A 15,635-nucleotide genomic window follows, 5' to 3' on the forward strand; every position below is an offset into this window, starting at 1 on the left:
TTTGGCCAATGACGAGGCGGCCGTCGCCGCCGCCGTGTTGCGCGCCTCGACCGTCCTGACCGACGACGACCTGCTTGGTGTCGTCCGCACCAAGGGCCAGGATCATCTGAAGGCCGTCTCCGAACGCGCCACGGTGTCCGAGGCCGTGTCCGACGTCATCGTCGAACGCGGCGACGACGACACCCTGGGCAGCCTGCTCCGGAACGACGGAGCCCGCCTCTCGCGTGCCGCCAGCGAGACGGCGGTCGAACGCGCAAAGGCCAATCCCGCGCTGCACGAAGCCACGGTCCAGCGACAGAGCCTGCCCCCGGATCTGCTGAACGACATGTATTTCGTCGTCGAGGCCCGCCTGCGCCAGCGCATCCTGGACCAGAACGCCTCGATGGATCCGGCGCTGCTGGAAAGCGCGCTCGCCGCCGGCCGGACCCGCGTCGCCACCGATGACGGGGCCCTGCCGCCCGACTACGTCGAATGCTACGCCTACGTTGAGGAGCTGAAGGCCGCGAACCAGCTGACCCCGACGATGCTGGCGCGGTTCCTGCGTTCAGGCAGCCGCACGTCCTTCCTGATCGCGCTGGCCCAGCTGGCGGACATCGACTTCCACACCGCCCAGTCGATCGTCGAGAAGAAGGAGCTGGATGCACTCGCCGTCGTCTGCAAGGCGGCGGACCTGGACCGCGCCCTGTTCCTGACCTTCGCCGTGGTGATCCTCAACGCCGAGGAGAACGCCATGGGCAAGGCCCACAGCTACGCCAAGATGTATGCCGAGCTGCAGCGGGACGCGGCGCTGCGCACCCTGCGGTTCTGGCGCCTGAGGCGCGGGGCCGAGGCGGCCTGACCTCATCCTCCCCCGGAGCAAGGCGAACGGGGGCTTGCGGTCGGCTCGTATACGAGCCGATCCTCAAGGACCGCGAAGCGGTGGAGGGGGCGGCTCCAGACACGGTGCGCGCGTCCGCCCCCTCCACCAGCCTTCGGCTGGTCCCCCTCCCCCGCGATGCGTGGGAGGATTTCGTGAAACCTACTTCTTCGCGACGCGACCGGCGCGGGCGGGTTTGCGGCCGCCCTGGCCGAGCCCCATCTGCTTGGCCAGCTCCGAGCGGGCCTTGGCATAGTTCGGGGCGACCATCGGATAGTCTTTCGGCAGACCCCACTTGGCGCGGTATTCCTCGGGGCTCATGTCGTACTTGGTGCGCAGATGGCGCTTCAACGACTTGAACTTGCGGCCATCTTCCAGACAGATCAGGTAATCAGGGCTGATCGACTTGCGGATCGGCACGGCCGGCTCCTTGGGCTCCGGTGCCGCCTCGACAACGCCGGTCGAAACCGTGCTGAGCGCCGCGTGGATGTTGGAGATCAGGCTCGGCAGTTCAGCAGCGGCGACGGTGTTGTTGCCGACATAGGCCGACACGATGTCCGCCGTCATTTCCAGCAGCTCGGAGCGGTCTTCAGGTCTTGAGGCGTCCACGGGTGTTTCCTTATCTTTGACTGTTCGCGCTTCGGCGATCGAGACTCGCGCTGATAATGATGTTCGCGCTTCAAGGCAAATGCTTTGAGACAACAGCTCAGCGGGCCGCGCTTTACGATCCCGTTCCGCGTTTACTGTGTTGACGAGCGTGCGCGATCAGCGGCCGAAGTCTTCCGCCAGGGCCATCATCGCGGCCCGTTCAGGCGCAGAGTATTGATCCAGCGCCTCTTCATCCCCCTCACGGATCGCCTTCATCAACGCCGGTGACATGGCCGAGGACAGGGACCAGTTCCAGTATCGGAGCACGGTCTGGGCCCGGTCTACGGCCAGCATCTCGTAGATCATCTGGACGCGCGTCCAGTCGGGATGCGGTTGTCCGGTCGAATCGACCAGAGGGCGCCGCACGGACCGCCAGAGGTTTTCAAGATCGACGCGCGACATGCCCGTAGCCTTGCTCAGAATGGCCAGGGGCTCACCGCCGAGATCGCCCATGATCTTGGCGCCGGTCAGGGGCTTGATGCCCGCCAGATAGGCCATCTCCGCCGCCAACCCGGGGCTGAGGCCCTCCTTGGCCGCCACGGCGACGGCATGCTCGAGACTGTCGTAGGGGCTCTTCTCGATGGCCGCGCGATTCCTTTGCCGGCGCTCGATGAACTGCAGGGCCTTGCGGGCCACGGGGTCCTGCCAGTTTTCCTCGGCGGCCATGGCGAAGACGTCCTCGGATACCTCCTGCAGGACTTCCCGCGACACGGCGAAGCGCTGCAGGATGGTCCTGCGATCCTCTGGTCCGCACCACCAGAACATGACGTAGGCACCCGAGGGCCGGAGCTCGGGTCGCCGCAACAGGTGTTCGCACAGCTCTGGCGCGGTGCGGCTCAGGCTGACGATGGCCTCGATGCCGGACTGCGACAGCTTCGCCGTCGTGTTCCTGAGCAGGGACTGGATCACGGCCGGTTCGTCGAACGCGATCAGGCTCTCGGTCACGACCTCGGACAGTCCGCGACGACTGGCCATCAGGAAGCGATGCTCCGGTCCGGTATCGGCGGCGCAGGCGCACAGGTCGGCGTCGTTGAGCGCCGCGCACCCTTCGATCAGCGGGCCTGCGATCTCGGTATCGTCGCGCAGAAGCATGCGCGTCAGGCTGTTGGGCAGTTCGGCCAGCGGCGTCAGCCGGACCGCCACGCGCTTTCTCTCCTGCGGCGAGGCCAGGCGCAGCATCTCGACCAGAAGATCGCCGGTCACCGCGCGCTCGAACGCGTTCACCCGGCTGGCCGGCAGGGACACGACATCGGCCAGTCGCTTCAGCAGCGCATGGCGCGCGCGAAACTGGGCTTTCGCAGCCTCTGGGGGCGGGACGGACGCCGGTTCGGACATGTCGGACCAGAGGGTACGGCCGACCGGGTTAACCGCGCGTGACGCTCAGTTGAAAGCCCCCCATGCGGCGGCGCTGTCATCAGTCAGGGCGAACTCGGCCTCGACGGGTCCCGCCACGCGAAAGGTCAGGGTCAGACGAACCTTGCCGTCGCTCGCCGCTGTCGGGTCATAGCCGATCAACATGAAGTGCAGCGGACTGCCGGGTCGCACATCCAGCTCGCCCCGGGCAGGCACGGTCCAGACGGCGTCAGACACCATGCTGGGCCGTTCGCCGGACCGGTCGATGCGGTGCAGTTCGACCCTCTGGGCGCAGGCGCAGGACACGGCGATCAGTTCGTCATCGACCGGGTCGCCGTTGCGGATGCGGACATAGGCGGCGACGTCCTGACCGGTCTCCTCGACGTGGCGCAGGATGCGACGGGTCAGGTCCAGCGGGCCGGCGGAGGCCGGGGCCTCGCGCGCCGGAGCCGCGCCGAGCGCCGGCATCACGGGCGTGGCCGAGGCGTCCTCGCGATAGTCGAAGCCGCCCTGTTCGACCCAGGCCCCGTCCACCTCGCGCGAGGTTCGGGTGCGGTGAACGCCGTCCGGGCCCATCGTCATCGTCGAGCGCAGGGTGGTGAAGCCGTCCAGGCCATGCACCGTCTCCTCCGCCTCGAAAGCTCCGGGGCCGGTCGGCCGCATGATGCCGGAGGTGTGGAAGCCGCCGGTGGTGAAGTAGTGGAAGGCATAGGCCCCGCTGTCGCGATCGCGGAAGATCAGGGTCTCGCCCGCATAGGCCCCGCCCGCCACCGAATGGACCACCCGCAGGGCGTGGCCGCCGATGGCCCAGTCCCAGCGCTGGATGTCCTCGACCGCATTCGGGCCCGTGCCCGTCCCGCGCCAGGTTCTGCCAACCAGATGCTCGAAGGGGGCGTAGGCCGCCCGGCCCGAGCCCGGCGCGGGCAGTTCGGCCACCTGGGCGAAGACGGGAAGCGCGGGTCCGGCCGCCAGCAGCGACAGGGCGAAAGCGGCGATCAGGCGAACCCTCATCAGACCCTCCTCAGGCGATCTCGGGCCGGCGCGCGGCGCGGGCCAGCAGCATGTCGAAATGGTCGCGCAGCATGGCCACGCCCCGGTCGAAGTAGGCGACGTCGCGATAGGTGCGGGCCTGCATGACGCCCCCCTCCATCGTCGTCAGGACGAACTCGGCGAGCGCCCGGCGGTCCAGATCGGCCGGCAGGCGATCGCCCGCGGCGTCCAGGCATTCGCGCACAGCCTCGGCCCAGTTGGTGAAGTTGATGGCCAGGAGGTCGCGCACCACCGGATCAGCCTCGTGCAGCTCCAGCGCCAGCGAGCCGATCGGGCAGCCGAAGGTGTGGTCGGTCTCCACGATCATCCAGTGATAGCGATCCAGCAGGGCAAAGATCCGCTCGATGGGGTCGTCCACCCCCTCCCAAGCCAGGTCGAGCAGGTTCTCGCGGATGCCGTCGCGGTACCACTCCAGCACGGCAACCAGGACGTCCTGCTTGCCGGGAAAGACGTGATACAGGCTGCCCGCGTTCAGCTGGGTCCGGCTCAGGATGTCGGCGATGGACGTCGAATTGTAGCCCTTGGCGAAGAACAGCTCCATGGCGGCCATGACGATGCGGCTCCGGACGTCCTGACGTTCCTTGGGGCTCATGCCGCCTCCCAGGCGCGGCGCAGCCAGCCCTCCACTTCGGCGTCGACCTCCTCGGCCGAGGCGATGCGGACCCGGTGGGTGACCATGGCGTTCCAGGACCCGGCCTTCTCCAGCCGCCCCTCGGGCTCGACGCCCTTCAGATTCAGTCCGACGTCCAGCCGGTCCTTGGTCGAGGGCTGCAGCAGGGCGAACTGCTTGGAGCGGCGCAAGCTGACGTAGCCCTTCTTGGGCGCGAACTCGACCTCGCCCAGCGAGGCCACGAAGGCAGCGGCCTTGTCATAGACGGGCCGCATGGCCGCCTTGGGTCCGGCGAACATGGCCGCCATCAGGTCGTCGTCGGCATGGGAGCCGGCGTCGGACGCCAGGGTCTTGTGCGCGACCAGATTGGCATAGCCGTGGGTGAGGCCGTGATCGGACTTCAGCCAGGCGACGATCTGGCCGTGCTTGGCGGGACCGCTGGCGCGGGTCAGGCCGACCCAGTCGTCCAGCGACTTGCCGGTCTTGTCCTTCAGATTGGCGATCATGGTCGCCAGCTCGGCCTGCGGGTCCGCCATGCCGTCCTCCCTTGTCCCGACCATTGAACGCTCGTTCAAGTCGGGGAGTCAAGGATATTTGAATGGACGTTCAAGGGACGTCGGCGACACCGCTGGGGCTTGACCCCTCCCGCACAGCCCACAGTATCGCTGTTCCCTCTTCCCTCGACCGAGCGCCCCATGACGGAAACACCGGACACGCCGAGGTCACCCAGCCGCGAGCCAGAGGCTGGACTGCATCATCTGAGCGAGGACGCGACCGGCTTCGGTCAGCGCGAGCTGCGGACCCTGAGGGACGCCTTCGTCAAGCCGTCGGCCATGCTGGACGCCTATATGGCGTTGGGGCCCAGCGGAGGCGGGGTCTATGCGCGCCCTTTGCGCTTCTACCTGACCCTGTGCGGCGTTCTGATGCTGCAGCTGTTCCTCATGGGCGGGACGACCATCATGTTCGCCGGCCTGCCCCCCGAGGCGCTGGACCCGCTGATCGCCCAATCCGGCAAGAGCCGGGACGCCTTCCTCGCCGACGCGGACAACTGGATGTCGCTGGTTCTGGTGCCGCTGAACGCCCTGTTCTATGCGCTTGTCTCGGCTCCGCTGCTGCGGTGGTGGGACGCCGCCGATCTGGGTTGGCGCAAGTCGTTCCGGGCGACCTTTCACTATCTGAACGTCTGGACCCTGCCCTTCATCCCGATCGGCTTTCTCGCCTATATGCCGTCCACGGCGGTCTGGTCCTCCCTGGGGATGCTGATCCTGGGGTTCATCGCCTTTCTGAGGGTGGGCAAGGGCCGGTGGTACCGGACCCTGCCGGGTGGCCTGGTCAAGGCCGCCGTAATCACCTTCGTGACCTTCATTGCCAGCCTGATCGCGACCTTTCCCCTGATGGCGGTGGGCCTGGCAGGCGGCTTCTGGGGTTGAGCCTCAGAGCCCCTCGAACAGGGCCGTGGACAGATACCGCTCCGCGAAGCTGGGGATGATCACGACGATGGTCTTGCCCGCGTTCTCGTCCAGCGCCGCCTGACGGAAGCCGGCGACGAGGGCGGCGCCCGAGCTGATGCCGACGGGGATGCCCTCGACCCGGGCGACCTTCCTGGCCATGTCGAAGGCGTCCTCGTTGGAGACCTGCTCCACCCCGTCGATGACCGAACGGTCGACCACGGCTGGGACGAAGCCCGCGCCGATGCCCTGGATCTTGTGCGGCCCGGGCTCTCCCCCCGACAGGACCGGCGAGGCGGTGGGCTCCACCGCGATCATCTTCAGCCCCGGTTTGCGCGCCCTCAGCACCTGGCCGACGCCGGTGATGGTGCCGCCGGTGCCGACGCCGGAGATGACGATGTCGACGGCGCCCGCCGTATCGTTCCAGATCTCTTCCGCCGTGGTCGAGCGATGGATGGCCGGGTTGGCGGGGTTCTCGAACTGGCTGGGGCTGACCGCGCCCGGCGTGCGTTCCAGAAGCTCGTTGGCCATGGCGATGGCCCCCTTCATGCCCTTTTCGGCCGGCGTCAGGACCAGCTCGGCGCCGAGCAGGGCCAGCATCTTGCGACGTTCAATGGACATGCTTTCGGGCATGACCAGGATGAGCCGATAGCCCTTGGCGGCCGCGACGAAGGCGAGCGCGATGCCGGTGTTGCCGCTGGTCGGCTCGATCAGGACGCCGCCGGGCTGGATACGGCCGTCCGCCTCCAGCGCCTCGATCATGGCGACCCCGATCCGGTCCTTGACCGAGGCAATCGGGTTGAAGAACTCCAGCTTGGCCAGCACCGTCGCCTTGGGGCTCAGCTCGGCGGACAGCCGGGGCAGGCCGACGATCGGCGTGTCGCCGATGGTGTCCAGGATGGAGCCATAGACCTTGCCCCGGCCAGAGGTGGATCGGGCGGCGGCGGGGGCGGCGTCGGACATGGGGAAGGGCTCCGGCAGAGACGAGAAATCGGGTGCGAACAGTCTGAAACGTCTGAAATCCAACGCCCGGAGCCTGTTCCGGACGGCGGCTCGACAGGACATAGGGTTGTCGCCACAGGGCGCAACCGCGCCGTTGAACCATTCTGGCCGGCTCGCGTTTGCGCAGGCGCCACTATGGGCGCAGACTCACCGGCCGGGGGGAACCGTCACTGCTGGACCACACTGCAGAGCGCGACCAGAAGACGGACGTCCTCGGATCATCCGGCGAGATGTCCGCGCGGATTCGCGCCCATGCCTGGGCCGACACGCCGCTGGGGCCGATCCAGACCTGGCCGCAGAGCCTGAAGACCATCGTCGGCATGATGGTGGCGGCGCCCAACCCGATGGTCCTGCTGTGGGGACATGAGGGCACGCTGATCTACAATGACGGCTATGCCCGCTTCGCCGGGCGGCGGCACCCGGAGCTGCTGGGTCTGGGCGCGCGCGACGGCTGGCCCGAGATCGCCGATTTCAACGACCTGAACATCCGCCGCGCCCTAGCCGGCGAGGCCTGGTCGCTGAAGCGGCAGGAACTGGTGCTGGATCGGCAGGGCGCGCCGGAGCCCGCCTGGCTGGACCTGGACTACACGCCGGTCCCCGACGAGAGCGGGCGACCCGCCGGACTGATGGTGTTCGTCCGCGAGGTCACCGACCTGGTGCTGGCCGAACAGCGCCAAAGCCAGGAGCGCGCGCGCCAGGACGCCCTGATCGCGCTGGACGACGCCATCAGCCGGACCGACGACCCGCTGGACATGGCCGAGGCGGCGGCCGCGATCCTGGGTCAGACCTTGCGAGCCGACCGCGTCGGATACGGCGTGATCGACCCGGACCGGGAGACCATCGCGGTCGTGCGCGACTGGCGGGCGGCACCGGAAACGTCGAGCGTCGTCGGCCTGCACCGCTTCCGCGACTACGGCGCCTACGTCGAGGACATCATCGCCGGTCAGGCGGTGACGATCGACGACGTGCGCACCGATCCCCGCACCCGCGGCGACCCCCTGCCCCTGCTGAGCTTTGGCGTCGCCGCCCTGCTGGATGCGCCCTTGCAGGAAGGCGGGCGCACGGTCGCCCAGATGCTGATCCACTCCGCCACGCCGCGCGTCTGGACGCCGGAGGACGTCGCCTTCGCGCGCGAGTTCGGCGAGCGGGCCCGGGCCGCCATCGCCCGGCGCGAGGCCGAGCGCGACGCCGCCCGCAAGCGCGACGAGCTGCAACGCCTGACCGACAGCCTGACCGTGCTGGTCAGTTTCGTGGATCGGGACTTCCGCTACCAGCTGAACAATCGCGGCTATGCCGACTGGTTCGGGCCTGACGCCGCCAGCCTGATCGGCCGATCCGTGGTCGAGGTTCTGGGCGATGAGGCCTTCGCCAAGGCCCGCCCCCACATGGAGCGGGCCCTGGCGGGCGAGACCGTGACGTTCGAGGACTTCCTGCCCTATGCCGGGGCGCGGGGCCGCCATGTCCGCGCCGACTACATTCCCCGGCACGACGACACCGGGGTGATCGACGGCTTCTACGCTGTCGTCTCCGACATTTCGGGGCGCAAGGAAGCGGAGCTGCGTCAGCAGGCCCTGGTCGAGATCGGCGACGCCATGCGCGACCTCGCCGATCCGGCCTGTCTGGCCGCCCGCGCCGCCGAGGTGCTGGGCCGGTTCCTGAAGGCCGACCGCGTCGGATACGCCACCGTCGACACCGTCGCCGAGACCATCCATGTCGAACAGGACTGGGTGTCGGACCGCGCCCGATCGATCGCGGGCACGTTGCGGCTGCGCGACTGGGGCGACTTCATCGACGACATGAAGACCGGCGCGATCCTGCGCGTCGACGACGTGCGGGGCGACCCCCGGGCCGAGGGGGCGATCGAGAGCCTGGAGGACGCCGCCTGTCGCGCCTTCATCAACGTGCCGGTCCTGGAGGGCGGGGATCTGGTGGGGATGGTGTTCGTCAACCAGGCCGACGCCCGCGTCTGGAGCGATCACGAGGTCGAGCTGGTCCGCCAGGTCGCCACCCGCATCCGCACCGAGGTCGAGCGCGCCCGCGCGACCCAGGCGCTGAAGGCGCTCAATGCCACGCTGGAGGAGCGGGTCGCCGAACGCACCGCCGAGCTGATGCACGCGGAAGAAGCCCTGCGCCAGTCGCAGAAGATGGAGGCCATCGGCCAGCTGACCGGGGGCATCGCCCACGACTTCAACAACCTGCTGGCCGGCATATCGGGCAGTCTGGAGCTGATCGAAAAGCGCATGGCCGAGGGGCGGCTGGCGGGGATGGATCGCTACATCCAGGCCGCCCAGGGCGCGTCGCGGCGGGCGGCCACCCTGACCCAGAGGCTTCTGGCCTTCTCGCGGCGCCAGACGCTGGATCCCAGGCCGACGGACGTGAACCGGCTGGTGCTGGGCATGGAAGACCTGATCCGGCGCAGCGTGGGACCGGACGTCCGGGTGAGGATCGACGCGGCACCCGACCTGTGGACCACGCGGATCGACGCGTCACAGCTGGAGAACGCGCTGCTGAACCTGTGCATCAACAGCCGCGACGCCATGGCCCCGAACGGCGGCGACCTGACCATCCGGACGTGGAACGCCACGCTGGACGCCGCAGAAGCGCGGTCCCGTGATCTGCCGCCCGGAGACTACGTCAAGCTGTCGGTGGCCGACACCGGTTCGGGCATGACGCCGGACGTCGTGGCCAAGGCCTTCGATCCCTTCTTCACCACCAAGCCGATCGGTCACGGCACGGGGCTGGGTCTGTCCATGATCCACGGTTTCATGCGCCAGTCGGGGGGACAGGTCCGCATCGAGACCGAGCCCGGACAGGGCACGACCCTGACGCTGGCCCTGCCTCGCTGGCAGGGTGTGGCCGACCCGGCCGAGGCGCCCGAGGCCGAGGCCGATGCGGACGCCGGTCAGGGTGAAACCGTGCTGGTCATCGACGACGAGGAGACCGTGCGGATGCTGGTGGTCGAGGTGCTGGAGGACGCCGGCTATGCGGTTCTCCAGGCCGCCGACGGCCCGGCCGGCCTGGCGATCCTTAACTCCGATGCGCGTATCGACCTTCTGGTGTCCGACGTCGGCCTGCCCGGCGGCATGAACGGACGGCAGGTGGCGGACGCCGCTCGCGTGGCGCGGCCCGATCTGAAGGTGCTGTTCATCACCGGCTACGCCGAGAACGCGGTGGTGGCGGGCGATACGCTGGAGCCTGGCATGGCCGTCATGACCAAGCCCTTCCAGGTCTCGGCGCTCGGCGCGCGCATCCGCGAGATGATCGAGGGATAGCGGAACCGCTCTTGCAGCGCCGGAGTTTCGACGGTCTGATCCGCCAAGCTTCACCGAGAGACGCCATGACCCGCCGCCTGACCGCCCTCGCCGCTGCCCTCGTGGCCACCTCCGCGCTCGGCGCCTGCGCCTACAACGAGACGCTGGGCAGGAACCAGCTGATCCTGGGCGATACGGCCGCCATCAACCAGCAGTCCGACGCCGCCTGGGCCGAGTTGTTGCGCACCCAGAACCCGACCCGCAGTGGACCCCAGGTCGAGCGCATCCGCCGGGTCGGCGACCGGCTGGTGCGGGCCGCCGGCCTGACCAATCGCGCCTGGGACTATGCCGTCTTCAACAGCCAGAGCCCCAACGCCTTCGTCCTGCCGTCCGGCAAGATCGGGGTGACAACCAGCCTGCTGGCGCTGGTCCAGAACGACGACCAGCTCGCCACCGTCATCGGCCACGAGATGGGCCACGTCGTCGCCCAGCACGCCGCCGAGCGGGCCTCGTCGGCCGCCCTGGCCAATATCGGCCTGTCGGTGGCCCAGGGCGCGGCGGGGTCGCGCGGCGGAACGGTCGGGTCGCTGGGCACGGTCGCGGCGCAGTACGGTCTGCTGCTGCCGCACTCACGCCGCGACGAGCTGGAGGCGGATCGCCTGGGCGTCGACTACATGGCCGCCGCCGGGTTCCGCCCGTCGCAGGCGGTCGCCCTGTGGCGGCTGATGGCCCAGCAGCGCCAATCCGGCCAGCCCGAGTTCGCCTCCACCCACCCGTCCGACGCGACGCGCATCCAGGCGCTGGAGGCCTATATCGACCAGCGCGGGTGGTACTGAGGTTGAGCGGCGTCATCGACAATTGGTCTGTGGCAATCCACAGACTATGACGGTCTCCAAGGCCGCCCGTCGCGGCGTGGAGCACCCTTATGCTGGCCAGGACGCTGCGTTCATTCCTTGCGGCCATGAGCGCCATCGGACTCTTGATTGCGTATCCGGCCGGGGCGCAGGACGGTCCGGCACCCGCCCGCGGTCCGACGCCCGACTGGGTCGACGAGGCCGTCATGGGTCCCCTGACACCCGCGCCTGCCGAAACCGGAGTGCGGGTTCCCCTCTACGACGCCCAGGTCCTGGCGACTGGAGAGGCCGTGAATCGCTATCAGCGGCTTCAAACCCAGGCGCTGTCGCCCCAGGCCCTGCCCCTGCTGGGCAACGTCGCCCTGACCTGGAACCCGGCCTCGGATTCGGTGATGGTCCACCACGTCAACCTGATCCGGGACGGCGTGGTGATCGACCTCCTGGCGGATCAGTCTTTCGAAATCCTGAGGCGAGAGCAGAACCTCGAGCAGTCCATGCTGGACGGCTACGTCACCGCAGTCTTGCAGCCTCAGGGGTTGCGGGTCGGTGACGTTCTGGATGTCGCCCATACGATCACGACGCGAGACCTGGTCCTCGCCGGACACTTCGAGGAGACCCTGGACCTGAACCCGCTCGCCCGGCTGGAGCGCGCGAGGTTTCGGGCGTCCTGGCCAGCGGACCTGGCCGTGCAAACCCGCGCCAGCGCCAACTGGATCCCGCTTCGTCCCCGTCGCGAGGGCAACCGGCAGATCATCGAGTTCGACCTGGGTCCCCTCGACCCCGTTCTCGTTCCCGAAGACGCGCCGGGGCGTTTCGCCGACGTCCGGGGAGTGGAGTTGTCCGCCTATGGCGACTGGTCGGACATCGCGGTCGCCCTCAAGCCGCTGTACGACAGGGCGCGCGCGATAGCGCCCGACTCGCCGCTTCACACCGAGATCGAACGGATCCGGGCCATGTCCGACGATCCAGCCACTCGCGCCGCCGCGGCGCTGCGGCTGGTGCAGGATCAGGTTCGCTACGTCGCCCTGGTGATGGGCGAGGGCGCCCTCACGCCGGCGAGCGCGGATGAGACATGGACCCAGCGCTTCGGCGACTGCAAGGCCAAGACTGCGCTGTTGCTGGCTCTCCTCGACGGCCTGGGCATTCCGGCCGAACCGGCTGCCGTCAGCCTCACCGACGGCGATGGCCTCGTAGAGAGGCTGCCGATGATTGGCGCCTTCAATCATGTCCTCGTGCGGGTCACGATCGATGGCGCGGTCTATTGGCTGGATGGAACGCGCAGCGGCGACCGCGTCCTGGCCGATGTTGTCGTACCGTCCCTGCATTGGGCGCTGCCGCTCACGGGGCCAGACGCGAGGCTGGAGGCCCTGTCTCCCGGACCTCTGGACCGGCCTCAGTCCGACCTGAGGGTCGAGGTCGATGCTTCCGCTGGTCTGTATGCGCCAGCTGGCGTCGTTGGCACGCTGATCCTGACCGGCGACACCGCCACGCTCCTGGGTGGCCAGTTGGCCCTGGTCCAGCCCGCTCAGAAGGATCAGGGTCTGCGGGCGATCTGGATGGGACAGATCGCCGACCTGACCATCGACGAGGTTGGATCGACCTACGACGAGGAAACCAACGTCCTGTCCCTGACTGTGCGGGGAGAGACCACATTACAATGGAACGACACAGGCCTGATCCCGCCGGGCGCGTCGTACCAGGCCATCACGGCCCTGGAGCGTCCACCCGGACCTTACCAGTTCGCGCCTTTCGCGATGATACACCCCAGCTATGCCCGCCAGGTCTCAACCGTCCTGCTGCCAGGAGGGGGAGAGGGCTTCCGGGTATCGGGCGGCGAGGTCGATCGGACCGAGTTCGGCCGGCATATCCGCCGCAGCGTCGCGCTCGAGCAAGACCGGGTTGTCGTGCACACGACCCTGCGAAGTCTCGTCTCCGAGATTTCCGCTGAGACGGCGGATCGCGACCGCCTGGCAGCGGAGGCTCGTCCTTACGATCCACCTCGCGTGTTTCGTCCCAACGCCTATCGTCCAACCGATGCGGATCGGGCGGCATGGAGCGCAGAGACGCCGACGACAGCGTCCGGTTGGCTCGACAGGGCCCTTGCTCTGTCTCAAGCCGGCGACCGGGCCGCGGCCGTGGAAGCGGCCGGGGAGGCGATCACACTCGATCCAGAAAGCAGCGCGGCCTGGGCGAACCGGGGCGTCTACCGCTTCTGGGCCGGCGACCTGACGGGGGCGGCCGCGGATCTCGAACGGGCTGTGGACATCGACCCCTCGGAACGGGTCGCCATGAACGGCAACGCCTTGCTGGCCATGTCGGAGAACCGGCTTGAGGATGCGGTCATCGAGCTATCGCGGGCCCTGCGTCAGGCGCCGAACGACGAATTCGCCCTCAGTATGCGGTCAGAACTCTACCTCGGGCTGGACCAGCCTGACCGCGCTCTGCGAGACATTGATACATTGATCTCGTCGCGGCCATCGGACCTGCGCCTGAAGCTTCGTCGGATCGGTGTGCTGAACGAGGCCGGCCGAACGGCGGAAGCCGATGCCGAAATGGACGCCCTGTTCCAGGCGTCGCCTGACGATCCGGGGGTCAGGTTGAACTTCGCTGCGTTGAAGGTTGAACGCGCAGAATACAGCCTAGCGGTCGAGCTGTTGAACGCCCTGCTCGATCCTTTTCCGCCGAATCCCGAGGCGGCGCTCATGCTGAGAGCCGAGAGTCTGATCGGACTGGGCGACCTGGAAGGCGCCGCGCGAGATATGGCGATCCTGCGCGAAAGGCATCCTTCCGATCCCGGCACTCTGAACAACCTCTGCTGGACGGCCGCAACCGCGGGCGTGATGCTCGATCAAGCGCTACGCGACTGCGACGCGGCCCTGGCCGCCGCGCCGGAAGAGCCCGGCATACTCGACAGCCGAGGTCGGGTCCTGCTGCAGCTTGGCCGGTCCGAAGACGCACTCGCCGCCTACGAGGCCGCCTTGGCGATCGAACCCGAACTCCCGGCTTCCCTGTACGGTCGTGGCCTCGCGCGGATCGCGCTGGGTGATGTCGCGGCGGGTGAAGCCGACCAGGCCGCCGCCAGAACGCGGGACCCGGACGTCGTCGAATCATTCGAGAGCTATGAGGGTGCTGGGGGTGCGCCAGCCCCGTGACCTTCACCCCTCGTTAACCACGTCGGCCCAAAGGTTAACGCCTCCTGACCTGCGAGGCCGTGCCCCTTTGCGCAACCTGATCGCCGCCGTTCAAGCCGTCGATCCCCTGGTCGTCACCGGCAAGGTGGCGGGTGTGAACGGCCTGCTGATCGAGGCGCGGGGCGGGCTGTCGCGGCTGGCGGTCGGGGCGCGGGCCGAGATCGGGCGGCGGGGTTCGACCCCCCTGCCCGCCGAGGTCGTGGGCTTCCGCGATTCCAAGGCTCTGCTGATGCCGTTCGGTCCGGTCGAGGGCGTGGCACCCGGCGCAGACATCCACATCATCGGCGAACAGGCCAGCGTGCGGCCGACCACGGCATGGCTGGGCCGCATCATCGACGCCTTTGGCCAGCCGATCGACGGCAAGGGGCCGTTGCTGACGGGGCCGGCCCCCTATCCGCTTCGCGCCTCGCCGCCGCCGGCGCACTCCCGTGGACGGGTCGGCGAGCGGCTGGATCTGGGCGTGCGGGCGATGGACGTTTTCACCACCACCTGCCGGGGACAACGGCTGGGCATCTTCGCCGGATCGGGCGTGGGCAAGTCGGTGCTCTTGTCCATGCTGGCCAAGCAGGCGACGTGCGACGTGGTCGTGGTCGGCCTGATCGGCGAACGGGGCCGCGAGGTGCGGGAGTTCATCGAGGAGACCCTGGGCGAAGAAGGCCTGCGCCGCGCCGTCGTGGTGGTGGCGACCTCGGACGAGCCGGCGCTGAAGCGGCGCCAGTCGGCCTATATGACGCTGGCTATCGCCGAATACTTCCGGGACCAGGACCTGGAAGTCCTGTGCCTGATGGACTCCGTCACCCGCTTCGCCATGGCGCAGCGCGAGATCGGGCTGGCGGCGGGCGAGCCGCCGACGACCAAGGGCTATACGCCGACCGTCTTCACCGAACTGCCCAAGCTGCTGGAACGGGCCGGGCCCGGTCCGGTGCGGCCGGATGGGACGACGGCGGGGCCGATCACGGCCTTGTTCACCGTGCTGGTGGACGGCGGGGACCACGACGAGCCCATCGCCGACGCGGTGCGAGGCATTCTGGACGGCCACATCGTCATGGACAGGAAGATCGCCGAGCGCGGGCGCTTTCCCGCCATCGACGTTCTGAAGTCCGTCAGCCGGACCATGCCGGAGAACCAGACGCCGCCCGAGCGCGAGCTGAACAAGCGGGCGCGCCAGTGCCTGAGCGCCTATGCCAACATGGAAGAGCTGATCAAGATCGGGGCGTATCGCGCAGGCGCCGACCCCATCGTCGACCGGGCCATCGCGCTGAACCCGGCGCTGGAAGCCTTCCTCGGACAGGACAAGGAGGACGTCACGCGGTTGGCGGACGCCTTCAACCGGTTGGAAAGCATTCTGAACCAAGGTCAGCTGCAGTGACCG

Annotated in this window: 12 protein-coding genes; 6 read left to right on the forward strand and 6 right to left on the reverse strand. The window is 68.5% G+C overall.

Going from position 1 to position 15,635, the window contains the following annotated elements; all coding sequences use genetic code 11:
- Window positions 1-838: DUF2336 domain-containing protein (locus IP78_RS10070; RefSeq protein ID WP_054111549.1), on the forward strand; the 838-nt coding region annotated here is incomplete at its 5' end.
- 180 nt (window positions 839-1,018) lie between these two features.
- Here IP78_RS10070 and IP78_RS10075 read toward each other — a convergent pair.
- The 5 genes from IP78_RS10075 to IP78_RS10095 all read right to left on the reverse strand — a co-directional run bounded on the left by IP78_RS10075 (window position 1,019) and on the right by IP78_RS10095 (window position 5,053).
- Window positions 1,019-1,423, reverse strand: coding sequence for a MucR family transcriptional regulator (locus IP78_RS10075; RefSeq protein ID WP_054111602.1), 405 nt, complete (start codon window positions 1,421-1,423; stop codon window positions 1,019-1,021).
- A 198-nt stretch (window positions 1,424-1,621) separates the two neighbouring features.
- Entirely contained in the window at window positions 1,622-2,839 is a 1,218-nt protein-coding gene (locus tag IP78_RS10080) for a DUF2336 domain-containing protein (protein WP_054111550.1), read from the reverse strand.
- A 45-nt stretch (window positions 2,840-2,884) separates the two neighbouring features.
- Entirely contained in the window at window positions 2,885-3,868 is a 984-nt protein-coding gene (locus IP78_RS10085; RefSeq protein WP_054111551.1) for a copper chaperone PCu(A)C, read from the reverse strand.
- A gap of 10 nt (window positions 3,869-3,878) precedes the next feature.
- Entirely contained in the window at window positions 3,879-4,499 is a 621-nt protein-coding gene (locus IP78_RS10090) for a TetR/AcrR family transcriptional regulator (protein ID WP_054111552.1), read from the reverse strand.
- Window positions 4,496-5,053 carry a DUF4287 domain-containing protein gene (locus IP78_RS10095; protein ID WP_054111553.1) on the reverse strand — a complete coding sequence of 186 codons (558 nt, stop codon included), beginning with the start codon at window positions 5,051-5,053 and terminating at the stop codon, window positions 4,496-4,498. The genes IP78_RS10090 and IP78_RS10095 overlap by 4 nt, the downstream gene beginning before the upstream one ends.
- Window positions 5,054-5,212: 159 nt before the next feature.
- Between IP78_RS10095 and IP78_RS10100 the strand changes: the two genes are divergently transcribed.
- The gene (locus IP78_RS10100) at window positions 5,213-5,947 is read left to right on the forward strand and encodes a hypothetical protein (protein WP_054111554.1); all 735 of its coding nucleotides are present in this window, start codon (window positions 5,213-5,215) and stop codon (window positions 5,945-5,947) included.
- Between the two features lie 3 nt (window positions 5,948-5,950).
- On the opposite strand, the gene cysK is transcribed toward IP78_RS10100, so the two are convergent.
- Window positions 5,951-6,928: a cysteine synthase A gene (gene cysK / locus IP78_RS10105; protein WP_054111555.1), complete on the reverse strand. Its 978-nt coding sequence runs from the start codon at window positions 6,926-6,928 to the stop codon at window positions 5,951-5,953.
- Between the two features lie 269 nt (window positions 6,929-7,197).
- On the opposite strand from cysK, the gene IP78_RS10110 reads away from it, so the two are divergent.
- The 4 genes from IP78_RS10110 to fliI all read left to right on the forward strand — a co-directional run bounded on the left by IP78_RS10110 (window position 7,198) and on the right by fliI (window position 15,632).
- Window positions 7,198-10,239: a PAS domain-containing protein gene (locus IP78_RS10110; RefSeq protein WP_054111556.1), complete on the forward strand. Its 3,042-nt coding sequence runs from the start codon at window positions 7,198-7,200 to the stop codon at window positions 10,237-10,239.
- A 65-nt stretch (window positions 10,240-10,304) separates the two neighbouring features.
- Window positions 10,305-11,054 carry a M48 family metallopeptidase gene (locus tag IP78_RS10115; RefSeq protein WP_054111557.1) on the forward strand — a complete coding sequence of 250 codons (750 nt, stop codon included), beginning with the start codon at window positions 10,305-10,307 and terminating at the stop codon, window positions 11,052-11,054.
- 89 nt (window positions 11,055-11,143) lie between these two features.
- Complete coding sequence (locus tag IP78_RS10120; RefSeq protein WP_054111558.1) at window positions 11,144-14,224, forward strand: DUF3857 domain-containing protein; 3,081 nt, start codon at window positions 11,144-11,146, stop codon at window positions 14,222-14,224.
- Window positions 14,225-14,291: 67 nt separating this feature from the next.
- Window positions 14,292-15,632, forward strand: coding sequence for a flagellar protein export ATPase FliI (fliI, locus tag IP78_RS10125; protein WP_054111559.1), 1,341 nt, complete (start codon window positions 14,292-14,294; stop codon window positions 15,630-15,632).
- Window positions 15,633-15,635 lie beyond the last annotated feature (3 nt).

The organism is Brevundimonas sp. AAP58 (genome assembly GCF_001295975.1).
Classification (GTDB): domain Bacteria; phylum Pseudomonadota; class Alphaproteobacteria; order Caulobacterales; family Caulobacteraceae; genus Brevundimonas.